Annotated in this window: 21 protein-coding genes; 12 read left to right on the top strand and 9 right to left on the bottom strand. The window is 33.5% G+C overall.

Annotated elements, in window-relative coordinates:
• Positions 1–108: 108 nt before the first annotated feature.
• From A9G38_RS00340 to flgL, 8 genes are all read left to right on the top strand, one after another.
• The gene (locus A9G38_RS00340) at positions 109–921 is read left to right on the top strand and encodes a flagellin N-terminal helical domain-containing protein (RefSeq protein ID WP_034909477.1); all 813 of its coding nucleotides are present in this window, start codon (positions 109–111) and stop codon (positions 919–921) included.
• A gap of 141 nt (positions 922–1,062) precedes the next feature.
• Positions 1,063–1,812 carry an RNA polymerase sigma factor FliA gene (locus A9G38_RS00335; protein WP_238552610.1) on the top strand — a complete coding sequence of 250 codons (750 nt, stop codon included), beginning with the start codon at positions 1,063–1,065 and terminating at the stop codon, positions 1,810–1,812.
• Positions 1,813–1,993: 181 nt separating this feature from the next.
• Positions 1,994–2,323, top strand: coding sequence for a flagellar transcriptional regulator FlhD (gene flhD, locus A9G38_RS00330; protein ID WP_034909475.1), 330 nt, complete (start codon positions 1,994–1,996; stop codon positions 2,321–2,323).
• A 13-nt stretch (positions 2,324–2,336) separates the two neighbouring features.
• Positions 2,337–2,945 carry a flagellar transcriptional regulator FlhC gene (flhC, locus tag A9G38_RS00325; protein ID WP_051634099.1) on the top strand — a complete coding sequence of 203 codons (609 nt, stop codon included), beginning with the start codon at positions 2,337–2,339 and terminating at the stop codon, positions 2,943–2,945.
• Between the two features lie 55 nt (positions 2,946–3,000).
• The gene (motA, locus tag A9G38_RS00320; protein WP_034909474.1) at positions 3,001–3,888 is read left to right on the top strand and encodes a flagellar motor stator protein MotA; all 888 of its coding nucleotides are present in this window, start codon (positions 3,001–3,003) and stop codon (positions 3,886–3,888) included.
• The gene (motB, locus tag A9G38_RS00315) at positions 3,888–4,781 is read left to right on the top strand and encodes a flagellar motor protein MotB (RefSeq protein ID WP_051634098.1); all 894 of its coding nucleotides are present in this window, start codon (positions 3,888–3,890) and stop codon (positions 4,779–4,781) included. The genes motA and motB overlap by 1 nt, the downstream gene beginning before the upstream one ends.
• 142 nt (positions 4,782–4,923) lie before the next feature.
• Positions 4,924–6,567 (top strand): flagellar hook-associated protein FlgK, encoded by a 1,644-nt coding sequence (flgK, locus tag A9G38_RS00310; RefSeq protein ID WP_034909473.1) that lies wholly within the window; start codon positions 4,924–4,926, stop codon positions 6,565–6,567.
• A gap of 14 nt (positions 6,568–6,581) precedes the next feature.
• Positions 6,582–7,538 carry a flagellar hook-associated protein FlgL gene (gene flgL, locus A9G38_RS00305; RefSeq protein WP_034909471.1) on the top strand — a complete coding sequence of 319 codons (957 nt, stop codon included), beginning with the start codon at positions 6,582–6,584 and terminating at the stop codon, positions 7,536–7,538.
• Between the two features lie 331 nt (positions 7,539–7,869).
• On the opposite strand, the gene flgJ is transcribed toward flgL, so the two are convergent.
• The 9 genes from flgJ to flgB are packed head-to-tail and all read right to left on the bottom strand — an operon-like array spanning position 7,870 to position 15,094.
• Positions 7,870–8,898, bottom strand: a complete 1,029-nt coding sequence (gene flgJ, locus A9G38_RS00300; RefSeq protein WP_051634096.1) for a flagellar assembly peptidoglycan hydrolase FlgJ — start codon at positions 8,896–8,898, stop codon at positions 7,870–7,872.
• Positions 8,899–8,909: 11 nt separating this feature from the next.
• The gene (locus A9G38_RS00295) at positions 8,910–9,980 is read right to left on the bottom strand and encodes a flagellar basal body P-ring protein FlgI (protein ID WP_442902846.1); all 1,071 of its coding nucleotides are present in this window, start codon (positions 9,978–9,980) and stop codon (positions 8,910–8,912) included.
• 50 nt (positions 9,981–10,030) lie between these two features.
• Entirely contained in the window at positions 10,031–10,708 is a 678-nt protein-coding gene (locus A9G38_RS00290) for a flagellar basal body L-ring protein FlgH (protein WP_034909462.1), read from the bottom strand.
• Positions 10,709–10,730: 22 nt separating this feature from the next.
• Complete coding sequence (gene flgG, locus A9G38_RS00285) at positions 10,731–11,513, bottom strand: flagellar basal-body rod protein FlgG (protein WP_034909461.1); 783 nt, start codon at positions 11,511–11,513, stop codon at positions 10,731–10,733.
• Between the two features lie 29 nt (positions 11,514–11,542).
• Complete coding sequence (locus tag A9G38_RS00280) at positions 11,543–12,298, bottom strand: flagellar basal body rod protein FlgF (RefSeq protein ID WP_034909457.1); 756 nt, start codon at positions 12,296–12,298, stop codon at positions 11,543–11,545.
• Between the two features lie 14 nt (positions 12,299–12,312).
• Entirely contained in the window at positions 12,313–13,524 is a 1,212-nt protein-coding gene (gene flgE / locus A9G38_RS00275) for a flagellar hook protein FlgE (RefSeq protein WP_034909453.1), read from the bottom strand.
• A 16-nt stretch (positions 13,525–13,540) separates the two neighbouring features.
• Entirely contained in the window at positions 13,541–14,260 is a 720-nt protein-coding gene (locus A9G38_RS00270) for a flagellar hook assembly protein FlgD (RefSeq protein ID WP_034909450.1), read from the bottom strand.
• Positions 14,261–14,273: 13 nt separating this feature from the next.
• Complete coding sequence (gene flgC / locus A9G38_RS00265) at positions 14,274–14,681, bottom strand: flagellar basal body rod protein FlgC (RefSeq protein WP_034909448.1); 408 nt, start codon at positions 14,679–14,681, stop codon at positions 14,274–14,276.
• 2 nt (positions 14,682–14,683) lie between these two features.
• The gene (flgB, locus tag A9G38_RS00260; RefSeq protein WP_034909444.1) at positions 14,684–15,094 is read right to left on the bottom strand and encodes a flagellar basal body rod protein FlgB; all 411 of its coding nucleotides are present in this window, start codon (positions 15,092–15,094) and stop codon (positions 14,684–14,686) included.
• 152 nt (positions 15,095–15,246) lie between these two features.
• On the opposite strand from flgB, the gene flgA reads away from it, so the two are divergent.
• From flgA to flhB, 4 genes are all read left to right on the top strand, one after another.
• Positions 15,247–15,906 carry a flagellar basal body P-ring formation chaperone FlgA gene (gene flgA / locus A9G38_RS00255; protein WP_034909440.1) on the top strand — a complete coding sequence of 220 codons (660 nt, stop codon included), beginning with the start codon at positions 15,247–15,249 and terminating at the stop codon, positions 15,904–15,906.
• Between the two features lie 78 nt (positions 15,907–15,984).
• Complete coding sequence (gene flgM / locus A9G38_RS00250) at positions 15,985–16,278, top strand: flagellar biosynthesis anti-sigma factor FlgM (protein WP_034909437.1); 294 nt, start codon at positions 15,985–15,987, stop codon at positions 16,276–16,278.
• Positions 16,279–16,306: 28 nt separating this feature from the next.
• Positions 16,307–16,741 (top strand): flagella synthesis protein FlgN, encoded by a 435-nt coding sequence (locus A9G38_RS00245; protein ID WP_034909433.1) that lies wholly within the window; start codon positions 16,307–16,309, stop codon positions 16,739–16,741.
• Positions 16,742–16,882: 141 nt separating this feature from the next.
• The gene (gene flhB / locus A9G38_RS00240; protein WP_034909430.1) at positions 16,883–18,013 is read left to right on the top strand and encodes a flagellar biosynthesis protein FlhB; all 1,131 of its coding nucleotides are present in this window, start codon (positions 16,883–16,885) and stop codon (positions 18,011–18,013) included.
• Positions 18,014–18,025 lie beyond the last annotated feature (12 nt).

Here is an 18,025-nt window from a genome sequence, read left to right as displayed (position 1 = left end):
AATATTAAAGTTCCCTATTTTGTTACCGATAAGTTATTTGTCAACAAGAATATTGAATTAAATTTAAACATCTTGTTGATTTTAATATTTATATTATTGGAGATAAAAATGGCACAAGTAATTAATACAAATACAATGTCTTTAATGGCAAAAAATAACCTTAACAATTCTCAAAGCGTTCTTAGTACTTCTATTGAGCGCCTTTCATCAGGTATGCGTATTAATAGCGCAAAAGATGATGCAGCAGGTCAAGCAATTGCTAACCGTTTTTCATCAAACATCAAAGGATTAACACAAGCTGCTCGTAATGCAAATGATGGTATTTCACTTGCACAAACTACTGAAGGTGCATTAAACGAAATCAACAACAACGTACAACGTATTCGTGAATTAACTGTTCAAGCAGCAAATGGTACCAACTCTGAAAGTGATTTAGTATCAATTCAAAATGAAATTGATCAACGTCTAGATGAGATTGATCGTGTTTCTAACCAAACTGATTTCAATGGTTCTAAAGTATTATCTGAAGATAAAACACTTAAAATTCAGGTTGGTGCAAATGATGGCGAAACTATTGAAATCAATTTGAAAAAAATTGATAGCACTGAACTTGGTTTAAATGGATTTAACGTATCTGATTCACCAACAGAAGATCCATTAAAAACAATTGATTCTGCATTATCAAAAATTGATGCATTAAGAGGGCAACTAGGTGCGGTACAAAACCGTTTCGAATCAACTGTAACTAATATCAATAATACTGTCAATAATTTAAGTTCTGCACGTAGCCGTATTGAAGATGCTGATTATGCAACAGAAGTATCAAACATGACTCGAGGTCAAATTTTACAACAAGCAGGTACTTCAGTATTAGCACAAGCTAACCAAGTACCTCAATCTGTACTTTCTTTATTGCAATAATTCTGTTTCTCATTTTAGTTATTATAACCCTGTCATATAACCATAACGGCATTTTATAATGCTGTTATGGCTAATAATGATAATTAGCTATTTTTTAGCCCTTTATTCAACCCATTAAATTTGCTAACCATCGTCATAATAATGTTAGACATTTTTTTTAACATTGGTTCAAAAATGGATGATAGCTTATATAACTCACGCGGTGTAATACACCAAATCGATTGGCAGCAATATATTCATTTAGTGCGTAATGAAGCTTTAAAATTAGCAGTTCGTTTACCTGCAACAGTCGAGCTTGATGATTTATTACAAGTTGGCTATATCGGTTTATTAGATACTATAAAACGTTATGACTCATCTCAAGGTAATACTTTTGCTACATTTGCCATACCAAGAATTAAAGGAGCAATGCTTGATGAACTACGTAGTCGTGATTGGTTGCCAAGACAAACCCGTAAGAAAATTAGAGATGTTACAACAGCAATTAATGAATTAGAACAGAAGTTAGGTACACCTCCTAGTGATTATCAGATTGCTAAATACTTAGAACTACCTATAAGCGAATACCGAAAAATTTTATTAGATTCAAATAATAGCCAAATATGTTCGTATGATGAAATTCATAAAAAATTGGGTGATAACATTGATAGCATTATTAAATGTGATGAAGATAATAATCCTTTTTCAGCACTAATAGATGAGGAAATTCGTAATACAATTATTCAACAAATTGAAAAACTACCAGAAAAAGAAAAACTTGTTTTATCACTTTATTACCAAGAGGATCTCAATTTAAAAGAGATTGGTAAAGTAATGGATATTAGTGAGTCAAGAGTGAGCCAATTACATAGCCAAGCTATCAAAAGAATACAAAGTAAAATTAATTTTTAGAAAAAATAAAAAAACAATCAAAATAAAGTGTAATTAAAATAAAAAATAATTGAAATTATTTTTTTATTGACCTTTTGCGTTTAAAAATGTAATTTTAAGCATAAAAAAACGAAATTAGTTTAATTTCACTAATTTTTCGTTTTTTTATGCGAAAAATTACAAATATAGATTGGTGACTAAATTGGGAAATTTATTAGATGACGATATTCTAAAATGTATACATCATTTGAATCTATCAACACTACTATTAAGCCAGAAAATGATTGAGAAAGACAAAGTCATGGCAATGTATCGATTAGGTATTGATGAAGAAACGGCAGATATACTTAGCCGTTTAAACACCTCTCAAATGTTGATTCTATCAGAAACAAATCAATTAACTTTTCAGTTACGATTTGAAAATGCTGAAATGATGAAAAAACTTACTGAAGAATCTCGCATTGGTGATATTAAACAGATGCATACAGGAATTCTTTTATCAAGTTTGCTATTAGATTCAATCAATAAGTAGCTAAGGAACTAAGATGACAAGTACAAGTATTATCCAAAAATATGAGGAAACTCAACTCGCTATCAAATTGATTTCCCTAGGTGGAAGAATCCAAATGCTGGAAAGTGAAACCAACTTAAGTCGAAATAAACTTATAAAGCTTTATAAAGAGATTCAAGGATGTCCTCCACCTAAAGGTTTATTACCGTTTTCAACCTCGTGGTTTATGACATGGGAACCTAATATCCATGCGAGTATTTTTTATAACGCATACTCTTATTTAGTTAAAAATGGTCTAAAATCAGGCATTCAAACTATCTTAAAAGCCTATCAACTTTATTTAGAGCAATGCCAATTTTTATCACATAAGGATAAACCTGTTTTAGGATTAACCAGAGCGTGGATATTAGTCAAATTTGTCGAAAGGAAAATAATGCAACAATCATGTTGTAACGCATGTCGTGGACGTTTTATTACACACGCTTATCATCCACAAAATACTTTTACTTGCAGTTTATGTCAGCCTCCGTCAAGGGCGGATAAAAATAATAAGACACAAAAAGAAAATGACGAAAAATGCATGAAAGTGTTATCGAAACCAAGTTATTTAAATTCATCAGTTGCCAAACAGATCACTGCTTAAATAAATATTAAAGCAATTCAGCCGTTCGTTATTTTATGGAGAAAGAAGAAAGTCAATGCTAATAATTATAGGATATATTGTAGTGATCGCTTCGGCGCTACTTGGTTATGTACTCAGTGGTGGTTATTTAGCTGTACTATTTCAGCCACTCGAATTACTGATTATTGGTGGTGCTGCAATAGGCGCTTTTATTGTTAGTAATGAACAAAAAACAATAAAAGCCACACTTAAGTCTTTAGGTCAATTGTTTAAAACATCCAAATATAATAAGAATCTATATTTAACACTCATTAATTTTATGTATACCATTTTGACGAAGATTCGCCAAAGTGGAGGGCTATCCATTGAATCAGATATTGATAATCCGCATGAAAGTGAATTATTTAAACAATATCCACTTATTTTAGCTAATCCAAGAATTTGTGATTTTATCACTGATTACTTACGTCTTATGATTAGTGGCAATATGGATGTATTTGAAATAGAAACACTGATGAGTGAAGAAATTGAAACATTTGTCCACGAACTTGAAAAACCTGTAGATGCCATTTCAGGGATTGGTGATGGTCTACCAGCATTTGGGATCGTCGCTGCTGTAATGGGCGTAATTAATACACTTGCTCAAGCTGATAGACCAGCAAGTGAACTCGGTGAGCTTATCGCTCATGCTATGGTAGGAACTTTTTTAGGAATTTTGCTTGCTTATGGTTTTGTTTCGCCATTAGCTGCTTTATTAAAACAAAGAAACGCCGATACAGTGAAAGTTCTAGAATGTACTAAAGTAATACTTATTGCCAGCATGCATGATTATGCGCCACAAATTTGTATTGAATTTGGGCGAAAAACATTATTTTCTCATGAAAGGCCATCATTCTTTGAATTAGAAAAATACATACAAGAAGTTAAAGACAAAAAATCTAATCCAAATGAAAATAAAGAATAATGAAAGATAAATCTGTAAGAATAATTATAAAGAAAAAATCAGGGCATGGTGGTGGACATCATGGCGGTTCGTGGAAAATCGCCTATGCCGACTTTATGACCGCAATGATGGCACTATTTTTAGTCATGTGGTTAATTTCTACATCTACCCCTCAAGAACTGAAAGGTATTGCTGAATACTTTAGAACCCCTTTAATTCTTGGCTACAATGGCGGTAAAAATATTAGCGATAGTGAAAGTCCGATTCCTGGTGGCGGGGATGATGTTAGTAAACAACTTGGTGAAGAAAAAAGCTATCATTTTACCCAATCACAGAATGAAGTTGAGAAACAGCAACTTGAAAAAATACAGATGATTGAAGCGGCACGTAAAATTTATGATATTTTTGAAATTGATGAACGCCTAAAGAAATTAGCACCTAATCTTATTATTGAATTAACTGAAATGGGGTTACGGATTCAAATTTTAGCTTCAGATGATAAACCCATGTTTGATATTGGTAGTACAACCATTGATCCTAATATGCAAGAAATTCTGCATGCATTAGCGCCGATTATCAATTCCTTACCAAATAAAATCACCTTGTCAGGCCATACTGATGAACGCCAATATACAACAGGTGATAGAGGATATAGCAATTGGGAACTATCTGCAGATAGAGCTAATTCATCAAGAAGAGAGCTTATAGCTGGTGGATTAGACTCAAATAAAATTATTCGAATTATTGCACTTGCCGATACAGTGAATTTAAACAATCCTAATTACAGTAAAGATGCTAATCGCCGTATCAGTATCTTAATTTTGAATAAAATAGCACAACAGTATATTGAAGAAGAAAATAACATGACCGGAACCGATTTTTTAAGACAATCACAACAGACCAAATCAGAATAAATTCATTTTTGAAAAAATGAATTTATTTGAAAACTTTTTTAAAACACGCACAACAATTATTAAAGTTTTGTGAATTTAACCCGATATAAAAAAGACTTATTTTAATTGATATTATGAACTCAAACTATATTGAGAGGATTTTATGGCGAATTCATTAATGAATACTGGTATTAGTGGGTTAAATGCAGCACAAAATATGCTGAATGTAATAAGCAATAATATTAGTAATGCTCATACAACTGGTTACAATCGTCAACAACAAATTTTACGCCAAGCAAATGGAACTCAGCATAGTTTTGGGTTTGTCGGTAACGGTGTTTGTGTATCATCTGTTAATCGCGCTTTTAATAATTTTGTTGTAGGACAACTACGGCAATCACAATCACAAAATGGTTCTATCAAAGCTTATTATAATGAATTATCTAAAGTAGATAATCTGTTAGCAGAGAATGACAATAGTATTTCATCTCAAATTAATAATCTTTTTGCCAGTTTAAATAAACTTGCATCCAATGCTAGTGATGCATCGACAAAACAAACTGTTATTAGTGATCTGACATCTTTAACTAGCCAATTTAATAAAACAGAAACAAATTTAAAGAACCAAATTGCCAACGTTAATACTGAATTAAATAGTAATGTTGATAAAGTTAATACCTATACTCAACAAATTGCCGAACTTAATCAAAAAATATCACAACTACAGTCGGTAGGCGGTGGAAACGAACCTAATGCATTACTTGACCAACGCGATCAGTTAGTCAATGAATTAAGCGAAATCATTGGCATTACCGTTACTGAACAAAATGGACAATATAATCTTTCGCTTGCTAATGGTTTAAATTTAGTTCAAGGCTCTTCTATTAACTTATTATCGGTACAACCTTCAACAGATGATCCTTCGTTAAATACTATTATTTATACTCATCCTTCAGGTGCAACACAAGAATTGACAAGCCAAAACATTACATCAGGTACGTTACACGGCTTATTAACCTTTCGTGATGGACCATTAACCGAAGCCCGCAATCAACTAGGCTTAATTGCATTAAATTTAGCAGAACGTTTTAATGAAGTGCATATGTCGGGTATTGATATTAATGGTAATCAAGGTGAAAAGTTGTTTGATTACAATCATCCTAGTTGTGTCACAAATACTAAAAACCAAGGTAATGCTTCAGCCAAAATTGAGTTTAATGCTTTGAGTGAAGTAAAAGCTTCTGATTATAAAATAGAATTTGATGGTAATAATTGGATTGTCACAAGATTATCTGATCATCAGCTAATTACTCCTGAAATCAAAGATGGTAAATTGTTTTTTGATGGACTGACCATTGAGATAAGTGGTAATGCGGTTATTGGAGATTCGTTTATCATAAAACCAGTTGCCGATATTGCTTCGTCATTACAACTGCTAGTGAAAGATGTAAATAAACTAGCAACAGGTATTAACGATGAAGAAAATGGCGCTGGTGATAATCGTAATGTAACCAAATTATTAGAAATCCAACATGAAAAACTTGTTAATGGTACAACAACATTAAAAAGTGCTTATACCCGCTTAACTAACTACATTGGTAGTGAAACTCAAACAGCAAAAATTTCTGCTCAATCAAGCAAAAATATAACTCAACAAATTTATGAGCAAAATCAATCGATTTCAGGGGTTAATATTGAAGAAGAGTATATCTCTATGCAGGTTTATATGCAGTATTACCAAGCAAATGCCAAAGTGATTGATGCGGCCACAACACTATTTGATACCATTTTAGGTTTAACTAAATGATTAAAGGATAAAAAATGCGCCTTAGCACAAACTCAATTTATCAAAAAAACTTAAACAGTATTTTAAACACCAACAGCAAATGGCAAAAATCGGGGTTGCATTTGGCAACAGGTAAAAAGATTTTAACTCCTTCTGATGATCCAATGGGAGCATCACAATCATTAATAATAAAGCAAGCGCAAGCACAAAATGAACAGTTCCAAGCAACACGCGAAAATGCCGATAAATCACTTAGTCGCCAAGATACGATCTTATCGGAAGCCAATACTGTTATCCAAGCAATTCAGGAAACATTGGTCTATGCATCAAATGAAACCTTAAATGAAGAAAATAGACTCGATCTTGCTAATAAATTACAAAGTTTAAAAGATCAACTTTTATCATTAGCTAATGCAAAAGACACTAATGGTAACTACCTTTTTGCTGGTAAGAAAAACGATACACCTCCTTTTGTAATGAATGAATCAGGTGAAGTGAGTTACGTAGGCGGTACAACTTCTATCAATGTATTAATCGATGACTCGCGAGAAGTATCGCTAAGTTTTACAGGTATTCAAGTATTTATGACTGGCTCAAATGTTAAAGAATCTGATGGTTCACCAGCAGAAAGTAACATATTTGCAAGTATTGATTATGCAATTGAGGCATTAAAAATAGATCTAGATTATGATAATGATGATACCGTTGAACAATTTAGATCTGGGTTATCAAAAGCACGTCATGGAGTAGACAATTCTTTTAATAATATTTCGACACTTAGAGCAGAAGGTGGCTCGGTATTATCCGAAATTGACAGATTAACCACATTGGGGAAAACATTAGATATTGAATTTCAAACTCAAATCAGCCAACTTGAAGACGTCGATTGGTACGAAGCCATTTCAGAATATGTAATGCTACAAGCTAATTTACAAGCTGCACAATATACCTTTATGACTATGCAAAGTATGTCACTGTTTCAAATGAAATAAAGTTTTGTAACCTAATTTTATTTAAGCAATGTTTTTTACCCTAAGTTGTGAATCGACTCAAACTATTCATCCCACTCAAAGGAGGTTTACCACCTCCTTTTTTATTTTAACTAAAAAGTTTCAAAAACAATGTCATTATGTAATATAAACCATCAGTTTAAGCGAGTGACGCTTAATTATAAAAAATTAATAAAATCAATACTCTACCTGAACGTTTTTTTTATTGATTGATTTCTTATTTAATTCATAATTATTTGTTTTTAAAATTAATTTTATAATATTTTTACTAGCAAAGTATTGAGCATTGTATTCAAACCGAGTAATTCTATTATTAATTAAATGCAATTTTCCTAAATCCTGATACAGTTGTTAACTGATTATTTTTTGCAATTTTTTCAATACGACCAATGATTTGAATAAGCTTATCACTATAATTTGGATCAGTTGCGTAATGTGCAGCTTGTAATTCTTTAGCAGCTGTTCTGGCATCAGGAGCTTTAATAACTGCATGATAACGGGGACTTTTAGTTAGTAAATTGAGGTAGTCGGTTAATGCATGATGTTTACTATTATAGACTCTAAAATTATCTTCAATTTTCATCATTTTATTATTAACAAATTCATGTGTGGTTAAACGAGTTGAATTGCCATTCCATGACGATGTTGCTTTGACACCAAAGTAATTGTGGCTTGATTGATTATTAGCGGTTTTAATTTGCTTTTGCCCCCACCCAGTCTCTAGTGCTGCTTGCGCAATAATAACCTCATACGGAATACCAGATTTTTTAGCAGCTTGCCTAGCTGGCTCTAGCCATTCCATAACAAATTTTGTGACATAATCTTCGTTTACATTATCTAGTTGTGTTTTTAATATTGCTTCGTTATGTTTAATTTCAGCTGCTTTGTTAGCATTATGGTTACGATATAGTATTTGCCCTAGTGCTTCAGGCGATAAATTAGGCGATGCATTACTAAATAAGGATTGAGCTAATTGGAGATTTTGCTGAGTATTATTGTTTGTATTAGATTGTAGGTTAACATTAATTGATGGTGAAACTTTATTAGTTAACTGTTTAATAAGCATATCTGCTAATCCAAACCCTTTACCCGCTGCTTGCTGTGTAATTTGTTGGTCAAACATTGAAGTAAATAGTTGTGTAGCAGACTGACTAAATAAACCACTTTCAGGTACAGCCTTTCGCATACTTTGCATCATCATATTAATAAATAATGACTCAAACTGCTGAGCAACTTGCTTAATACCTTCAGCAGAGCCATTAACTACATTTCGCTTTAATTGATTAATATCCGAAAAATCATAAGCGAAGCGATTCAAAGATTGTCCAATTTTATTATTCATAAAGTCTTTTTTTAGATAGTTTCTAAGGAAGCATGTAAACAACCAGCTGTTTTTAGCGCTTCAAGTATTGACATTAATTCTGTAGGATTAGCACCTAATACATTTAGCGAATTAATAACATGATTTAAATCAGCACTAGAGGATATATTGTGTAAAGCCCCTCCTTCTTGCGCAACGCTAACTTGATTATCTGGTGTAACGGTTGTTGTGCCGCCTGCTAATGGGGTATTTGGTTGACTTACCTTTAATTTGTTATTTACCACAACAGATAAATTACCATGTGCAACCGCACAATTATCTAATTTAACCTTTTGATTCATAACTACAACACCGGTTCTAGTATTTATAACAACTTTTGCTGAAACTGGCGTAGCGCTAATTTCAAGATTTTGTATTCGTGAAAGTAGTTGTACTCGTGCACTACTTTCTTTTGGCATATGTAATGCAATCGTTGTACCATCTAACGCTACTGCAGTATTTTTTTGTAACCTATTAATTGCATCAGATATTTTTAAGGCTCGAGTAAAATCAAATTGATTAAGATGTAAATGGATAACATTTTGTTCATCTAAACGGGTTGCAAGCTCTCGTTCTATGGTTGCACCATTAGGTATAGTTGCCCCTGCAGTTTGGTTCACACTTACACTGCTACCTTTACTACTTGCACCCATTCCACCTACAAAAAGGTTACCTTGCGCAATAGCATATACTTGATTATCGACACCTTTTAGTGGTGTCATAATCAAGGTACCTCCACGCAAGCTTTTTGCATTACCGAGCGAGGATACCACCACATCAATTTGTTGTCCTACTCGAGAATAAGAAGGTAATTTAGCCGTAACCATAACAGCTGCAACATTTTTTAATTGCATATTGCTCCCAGACGGTACGGTAATACCTAATTGAGATAACATATTAGTAATACTTTGAATGGTAAAAGGTGTTTGTGATGTTTGATCGCCTGTACCATCAAGACCAACAACAATACCATATCCAACTAAGGCATTTTCTCTTACACCTTGAATGGTGACTAAATCGCGGATACGTTCAGCATGGCCCGCTGGTATCACTAATACCATCATAACGACAAAATAAACAAAAATACGCAATTTTTTTAACATAATGATACTCGTTAAAAAGGGGAAAGATTTAAAAATAGGCGCTGTAACCAACCCATCGTTTGGGCTTCATCAATGTATCCATTACCAACATACTCAATTCGAGCGTCAGCAACTTGCGTTGAGATAACAGTGTTATTTCCACTAATTGTTCTTGGATTAACTACCCCAAAAAAACGGATAAACTCGGTACCTTGATTAATCGCAATCTGTTTTTCACCAATCACTTTTAGATTACCATTGATCATGACATCTTGAACCGTGACGGTGATTGTGCCACTAAAGGTATTTTTAGCGTTAGCCCCGCCTGATCCCTTAAAATCATTATTTCCAGACATTTCAGTACTAGCTTTACCTCGACCCACTAACCCATCAAGAAATTTAGGTATCGTTTTTACCCCTAGATCCACCGAACCATTTCGTCCTGCATTAATCGATGAACTTTTACTAGCACTCACATTTTCTTGTAAAACAATGGTTAATACATCGCCAACATTACGTGGGCGACGATCTTCAAACATTGGTTGGTAACCATAGCTACTAGGCTGAGCAGCTTGATAAATTGAACCTGTCGTATTTACATTGTCTGGCAATTTTGGGACAACACTTGTTTCACCTTCAACTAAAGGCTTTTTAGGCAATTGTGCACAGCCACTGATAAAAAATGCTATTAAAATATAAAAATATCTCATTACCTTTAGCATATTGTTAACTTTACAGTTGATTTAAACGTTGTAGCATTTGATCAGAGGTTGATATCGCTTTGCTATTAATTTCGTAAGCACGTTGAACTTGAATCATATTCACTAGTTCTTCAGCAACATTAACATTAGACGTTTCGGTATAGCCTTGATATAAAAGCCCTGCGCCGTTTAATCCTGGCGTATTTTCCGTTGGCGCACCTGAACTTTCGGTTTCTAAGTAAAGATTTTCCCCCATACTTTCAAGTCCAGCATCATTAATGAAAGTATGTAAAGTTAGTTGCCCAACTTGGACCTGTGTTGATTGATTAGCTAATGTCACATTTACTACACCATCGCGCGCTACCGTCATTTTGATTGCATTGGATGGAATACTAATTGTTGGTTGAATTTCGTATCCTGCTGCAGTCACCAATTGACCATTTTGATTGACTTGAAAAGCACCGCTACGAGTATAAGCTTGTGTACCATCGGGTAATAAAACTTGGAAAAAACCTTGCCCATTAATAGCAATATCACTGCTGTTATCGGTTGCCTCTAAATTACCTTGGCTATGAATTCGTTCTGTCGCAACAGGACGAACTCCTGTGCCAATCTGTAGCCCAGAAGGTAATGTTGTTTGCTCAGATGATTGTGCTCCTGGTTGGCGAACAGTTTGGTATAATAAGTCTTCAAACACCGCTCTTTGTCTTTTAAAACCATTGGTACTAACATTGGCTAAATTATTGGAAATAATATCCATATTCATTTGTTGTGCCGTTAAGCCTGTTTTGGCAATCCATAATGATTTAATCATTGTTATTCCTATCTAATGTATTAATAAATTTATGTTAGAGATAAAATTTGGTTTGCTTTTTGTGCATTTTCATCAGCAGTAATAATTTCTTTCATCTGCATTTCAAACTGGCGTGCATGACTAATTAAATCAACCATAGCCGTAACAGGGTTCACATTACTTCCTTCTAATACACCTGACATAAGCTTAGCTTTTGGATTGTCTGGCATATTCTCACCACGTTCATTACGTGTTTCTTCCGCTAGTCGAAAAAAGCCATCATCACCACGTATAATTTCATTATGCTCAAGATGGACTTTCTTTATTTTACCTACTTGAGCAATGGTCGTGGGTTTATCACCTGCACCCAATGCGGAAAGTGTTCCATCACTACTAATACTGATTTGAGATCGTTGAGGCACAGTCAAAACACCGTTATCACCAATTAATGGATTACCTTGTATGTTAAGCGTACCATTTTCGTCAATTTGAATTGCACCATTTCGCGTATAAGCTTCGCTACCATCGACTAATTGTACTGCTAACCAGTGATCCTCAGTTAAAGCAACATCCAAGTTTCGACCTGTGTAATTAAATGCCCCCATCGTTGAATCAAAAGTGGGAGTTGTTGCTGTTACCATGGTTCGTGTAGGTGTATCATTCCCCACAACAGGAACTGCTTTCATCGTCGTTAACTGTGCACGAAACCCCACTGTGGATACATTAGCTAAGTTATTAGTAGTAATTGATTGCCGATTTAATGTCTGGCTAGCTGCTGACATTGCTGTATAAATAACACGATCCATAAATAACCTTTAAATTAACGCAAATTGACTAATGTATTTAGAATTTGATCCTGCGTTTTAATTGTTTGTGAATTAGACTGGTAATTGCGCTGAGCAACAATCATATTCACTAATTCCTGACTCATATCAACATTTGACGACTCTAATGCACCGCTGGCTAACGAACCAAATGTACCAGAATTTGCTCTGCCCAATACCTCGCCTCCAGAATTAATGGTTGATCGCCAATTATTGTTTCCAGCAGGCTCTAGCCCATTAACATTGGCAAAATCAGCCATTGCTATCTGACCTAATAACATTGTTTGTTGGTTAGAATAGACACCATAAATAGAACCATCATCATTAATGCTATACCCGACCAAATCTCCTGGAGCATATCCATTTACAACAGGGTTTTTAATACTACCCAATTCTTTACCCATATTTTGTTGAGAACTTTTGGCTAATGATAAAGTAAAGCTATTATCAGCAGCTCCATTTATCCCATTAATATCGATGGTCATTTCGGGATCACTAATCAATTTACCAGACGAATCAAATTCCATTTCTCCCGCTTTTTGCAAACTTCCATTAGGATCACTGCTATCAAGATAATGAACATCCCATTGGTTATCAGCGGTTTTAACATAAAAGAGCTGAATATTGCGTTGATTACCAAGCGAGTCATAAGTAGTAATGGTTGTAGAATAATTAAATGTATCAGCATCAAGCGCATTGACTGGTTGTTTTGCAGGAACTTTACTATTAGAATTTAAGTTTGTTTGCAAAGAAGCCTTGGTTGTCGCTGATGCATTTAGCATTTCTTGCGAAATTTTTAATGTATCTGGAGCTGCACCTTGCTGCACTTGAGGTGGTGTTCCAGTTGCAAGATAGCCAGTCAAATAAAGACCATCAGCAGAAATAATATTTCGTTCGGCATCTAATTGAAACTGCCCATTGCGGGTGTAATAGGCTTGCCCATTACTATCCACTAAACGAAAAAATCCATTGCCAGAAATAGCCACATCTAAACTATTGTTGGTTGTTGTAGCTATTCCATCATTAAAGTTTTGCATAATCGCAGCCACTTTAACCCCCATACCAACTTTTGAGCCAGCATAGATATCAGCAAATGAAATACTAGCACTCTTAAATCCTACTGTTGCTGAATTAGCAATATTATTCCCAATAACATCTAATTGCTTTGATGCAGCATTCATACCACTCACTGCTTGAGAAAATCCCATCTGAACTTTATCTCCTTTAAAGAATTTGACGTACTTCGTCAATACTGATTGAACCAAGTATTCCTAAATCAAGTAATACTTTATTATTAACTTTACTATTGATAACACCATATACTACTGAATAAGATAATGATGTTGATGATACTTTTTTCCCATCATAACTTGCATTAACTGAAAAAGTATAACTACCATCTAGTGCATTCGTCCCATCATTTAGCACACCATCCCAAGTGAAAGAACTAACGCCTGCTGGAATTGCGCCTAAATCAACTTCACGAACTACATTGCCATTTTCATCTTGAATAGTAATAATTACTGAGTCAGCTTCATGTACCAGCTCAAAACCAAATGGTGTGGTAACGGTTTCTTCTTTTGAGTCTGAACTTTCAGATTCTGAGGTTGCAACTAAAATTTTATTGCCAGGAACCATCACTCCCTTGCCAATCATATTACTGGCATTGACTGATAAACTATCATCAATCTGACCAGAAACCATTCCTAACGTTGTATTAAGACGTTCTATACCTGCTAAAGTATTGATTTGAGCCAGCTGTGATGTTAGCTGACTATTATCCATTGGATTAGTTGGATCTTGGTTCTTCATTTGTGCAATTAATAACGTTAAGAAATTATCTTGTAATTCTTTACTTGAGTTACCATCAGATGCCGTTTTTTGTGTCGTTTGAGGTTTTGTTATCCCCGATGATTCTGAAACAAGAACATTAGCTATACCCATCAACCACTCCTTTTTATTGCCCTAATGCCAGTGTTTTTAACATTAAATTTTTGGCGGTATTAATTACTTCTATATTTGCTTGATAACTTCGTGATGCTGAAATGGTATTAACCATTTCGGCAACTACATCAACATTAGGTTTTTGAATATATCCTTTAGCATCGGCCAATGGATGATTAGGTTCATAAACCAAATTCATCGGTGAAGGATCTTCAATAACTTGCGACACTTTAACCCCAGCAATTGGGTTAAGTTCACCATTATCATCCACTTGAAAAATAACCTGCTTAGCTCGATAAGCTTTGCCTGAAGTACTGGTAATACTGTCTGCGTTAGCTAAATTACTAGCACTTACATTCATTCGTTGTGTTTGTGCCAATAATGCCGAGCCTGAAATTGCAAAAATAGAAAAACTCATCATAATTATCCTTGCTGTAATACCGCCATAATATTTTTAAATTTTTCACCTAAAAACGTTAAATTACTTTGGTAGTGAATACTATTATCAATAAAAGCTGTACGTTCTTGATCCATCTCGACCGTATTACCATCTGCCGCAGCCTGATAAGGTATACGATAAAGTACATCATGATTTGTCATGATTGGTGCTTTTATCTGAATATGATGATTTGAAGTGATATTAAGTCCAACGTTATTAATCTTATTCTGATTGTTAAGTGCTTTGCTTAGCTCAGCATTAAAATCAATATCTCGAGCCTGATAGTTAGGCGTATCGCTATTTGCAATATTTGCAGCTAATATATTTTGTCGTATTTCACGTATATTTAATGCTTGCTGATGAAAATTAACCCATGTATCTAATTTATCAAACATAAAATCATCTCATTTTTTTTGATAATTAGAATTTTAAGCGAATAAAAAAAAAGTTATTGCGCAAATAACGATAAAAATTGCCCTTATTTCAAGATTCATTTCTTGCAATCATAAAGTAAAATCAGCTTATGAATAATTTAGAATAAATAAGCATGATTAAAATCGCAAAATTGATACTCGCTATTTTTATACTATTTAGTTGGAATAATGTTTTAGCAAATTCGCTTGATAAACAGATTAACAATTTAATATCACAGCAATTTGGTCATAAAGCGGACGACATTTTAATTACTTATCTTACTGCTAAACCGCAATTAAATTGTAAGACTCCAACACTCTCTTTATTAAATAAAAAAAAACAGTGGGGCAACATGACTATCAGTGCCCAATGCAATAATAAAAAAAAATTTATCCAGATTAATGTTGCTGTCAAAGGGAACTATATTGTAGCTAAACAAGCAATAAGTGCAGGGACGCTAATCAACGAAGATTATATACAGATACAATCAGGTTGGTTGGATAAACTACCTTCGACTGTTATTTTGGATGGAGTTGACGCAATTAATCATATAGCTTTACGAAATATTAATTTGGGTGAACCAATAAAAACAACAATGCTTCAAAAAAATTGGCAGGTGAAAGCAGGACAAATAATTAAAGTAATAATAAATGGAGAAGGTTATGAAATAACAACTAATGGTAAAACACTTAACAATGCTATATTAAACGATAAAATAAAAGTTAAACTAAATTCTGATAAAATTGTTGAAGGCACGTTAACTCACCAAGGTGTAATAATTTCCAATAAATAATATTAATGATTTTTTTATTATTGCCGATAATAGAATTATACAAATCACTTAAATCTTAAATTTGATTAAAGGTATTTTATGACTATAGATGCGACTAAATCCGTTACAGCCATAACAGGGCTAGTAAGCCGCGATGTAATTAACGAACAACAAAATACTCACAATGCATCTGTACAAACTAAAAACAGTACTAATGTAAGTACTAACGTGAGTATAAATCAAAATTCAATACACCTTTTACATTCAACCAACAAAGATATCGACGTAGAAAAAATTGAAAAAATAAAACAGTCCATATCCAACGGAACATTGGTTATTGATACACATAAAATTGCAGATAAATTAATTAAACAATTACTAGAAGATTTTTAAAAATAAGACAGAATTATAAGGATAAAAAATGTTAGCACTTAATGACATCCTAAATAAAATAGCAGAGATGTTACAAACAATTTCAGAAATTCTACAATCAGAGCAAAAAATATTAATTGAAAATAGTTCAACAAACCAGTTAAGTGAAACTATTAACAAAAAAAGCCAATTACTAATTCAACTAAAGCTACTGGATGAAGAACGCATAAAACTAAGTGAACAATTTAATATTCAACCGCCCTATAAAGAAAATCCTACAATCGAAGCTCTTTGGCTATCAATTACTGATACAACAAAATTATTAGCAGATATAAATCGTGATAATGGGCTAATCATTCAAAACCGCATGAATCTAACCCAGCAATCAATCAACTATCTTAAAAGTATTAAAAGTCCTGCTGTTTATACTAATAGTGGCTATCAACAAACTGAAATTATTTCGTCAAAACGAGCCAAAGTTTAAAAAATTAATATTTATTGACGGTAAACGCCATAAATACCCCCTAAAATACCCTCTTATTAAGCCAACAACCCAGTAGCAATTAGTTCATACTGTTAGTATTGTAAATCTTTATTAAACTATAGCGTTTTATTTAACTTCATCATGGCTGACGATAGTGATCTAGATAAAAGCGAACACCCCACCGATAGCAAAATAAAAAAAGCTAGAGAAAAAGGGCAGATCCCTCGTTCTCGTGAATTAACTTCGTTATTAATTTTGTTAATAGGTATTATTTTATTTGGATTAATGGGATCACACTTAGTTAACCAGTTAACTACGATCATTAAAACAGCAATGAAGTTTTCGTATAAAATAGAGGATGATAAGTTAATCGTCTTCAATTTAGTTAACTTATTAACCGATGGTTTTTGGGCAATTGTACCCATTTTTTTTGGTCTAGTTATCGTTGCTATATTTGCACCACTTTGTGTCGGCGGTTTACTATTTAGCCTGCAATCAATTAAGCCTAATTTTCAAAAACTAAATCCGATATCTGGATTTGGTAGAATATTTAGTATTAGAGTTTTTTCTGAATTACTAAAAAGCATACTTAAAGTTATTTTTATTTCTATAGCTTCAACATTGTTTGTAATGCACCATTTCCCTTACATGCTTTCGTTACCCAATATGCATTTAAATAGCGCATTAACTAAAGCAATACAGCTAGTGATTCTTTGTGGAATTTTTAGTGTTATATCTTTAATACCCATGGTTGGTTTTGATATTTTCTATCAAATATGGAGTAATTTAAAGAAACTGAAAATGTCAAAACAAGAAATTAAAGATGAATTTAAAGAACAAGAGGGAAACCCACAAATCAAAGGGCGTATTCGTCAAATGCAACAGACTATTGCTAGACGCCGTATGATGAAAGATGTACCTAAAGCCAATGTGATTATTACTAACCCAACGCATTATGCCGTCGCTCTGCAATATGATGAAAAAACAATGATTGCTCCAAAATTATTAGCGAAAGGAACAAATAAAATTGCGTTACGCATCAAAGAAATTGCTAATGAACATAATATCCCCCAGTTAGAAGCTCCACCGCTTGCCCGTGCTTTATACCGTCATGGTGAAATAGGCGAAACAATACCAACCGAATTATATACCGCGGTTGCCCAAATTCTAGCGTGGGTTTATCAATTGAAACATTGGTATAAATATGGTGGCGATAAACCAATAGCGCCAAATAATTTACCCATACCTGAGTCATTATCCATAAATAAATAAAGGTAATAACTA

The organism is Gilliamella sp. Imp1-1, from assembly GCF_001690415.1.
Classification (GTDB): Bacteria; Pseudomonadota; Gammaproteobacteria; order Enterobacterales; family Orbaceae; genus Gilliamella; species Gilliamella bombi.
This window is presented reverse-complemented; position numbering and strand designations above follow the sequence as displayed.

Bases quoted from the DNA above. Each gene is read 5' to 3' on its own strand.
- A9G38_RS00340 (WP_034909477.1), top strand. From the start codon at position 109: ATGGCACAAGTAATTAATACAAATACAATGTCTTTAATGGCAAAAAAT.
- A9G38_RS00335 (WP_238552610.1), top strand. From the start codon at position 1,063: ATGTTAGACATTTTTTTTAACATTGGTTCAAAAATGGATGATAGCTTA.
- flhC (WP_051634099.1), top strand. From the start codon at position 2,337: ATGACAAGTACAAGTATTATCCAAAAATATGAGGAAACTCAACTCGCT.
- motA (WP_034909474.1), top strand. From the start codon at position 3,001: ATGCTAATAATTATAGGATATATTGTAGTGATCGCTTCGGCGCTACTT.
- motB (WP_051634098.1), top strand. From the start codon at position 3,888: ATGAAAGATAAATCTGTAAGAATAATTATAAAGAAAAAATCAGGGCAT.
- flgK (WP_034909473.1), top strand. From the start codon at position 4,924: ATGGCGAATTCATTAATGAATACTGGTATTAGTGGGTTAAATGCAGCA.
- flgL (WP_034909471.1), top strand. From the start codon at position 6,582: ATGCGCCTTAGCACAAACTCAATTTATCAAAAAAACTTAAACAGTATT.
- flgJ (WP_051634096.1), bottom strand. From the start codon at position 8,898: ATGAATAATAAAATTGGACAATCTTTGAATCGCTTCGCTTATGATTTT.
- A9G38_RS00295 (WP_442902846.1), bottom strand. From the start codon at position 9,980: ATGATGGTATTAGTGATACCAGCGGGCCATGCTGAACGTATCCGCGAT.
- A9G38_RS00290 (WP_034909462.1), bottom strand. From the start codon at position 10,708: ATGAGATATTTTTATATTTTAATAGCATTTTTTATCAGTGGCTGTGCA.
- flgG (WP_034909461.1), bottom strand. From the start codon at position 11,513: ATGATTAAATCATTATGGATTGCCAAAACAGGCTTAACGGCACAACAA.
- A9G38_RS00280 (WP_034909457.1), bottom strand. From the start codon at position 12,298: ATGGATCGTGTTATTTATACAGCAATGTCAGCAGCTAGCCAGACATTA.
- flgE (WP_034909453.1), bottom strand. From the start codon at position 13,524: ATGGGATTTTCTCAAGCAGTGAGTGGTATGAATGCTGCATCAAAGCAA.
- A9G38_RS00270 (WP_034909450.1), bottom strand. From the start codon at position 14,260: ATGGGTATAGCTAATGTTCTTGTTTCAGAATCATCGGGGATAACAAAA.
- flgC (WP_034909448.1), bottom strand. From the start codon at position 14,681: ATGATGAGTTTTTCTATTTTTGCAATTTCAGGCTCGGCATTATTGGCA.
- flgB (WP_034909444.1), bottom strand. From the start codon at position 15,094: ATGTTTGATAAATTAGATACATGGGTTAATTTTCATCAGCAAGCATTA.
- flgA (WP_034909440.1), top strand. From the start codon at position 15,247: ATGATTAAAATCGCAAAATTGATACTCGCTATTTTTATACTATTTAGT.
- flgM (WP_034909437.1), top strand. From the start codon at position 15,985: ATGACTATAGATGCGACTAAATCCGTTACAGCCATAACAGGGCTAGTA.
- A9G38_RS00245 (WP_034909433.1), top strand. From the start codon at position 16,307: ATGTTAGCACTTAATGACATCCTAAATAAAATAGCAGAGATGTTACAA.
- flhB (WP_034909430.1), top strand. From the start codon at position 16,883: ATGGCTGACGATAGTGATCTAGATAAAAGCGAACACCCCACCGATAGC.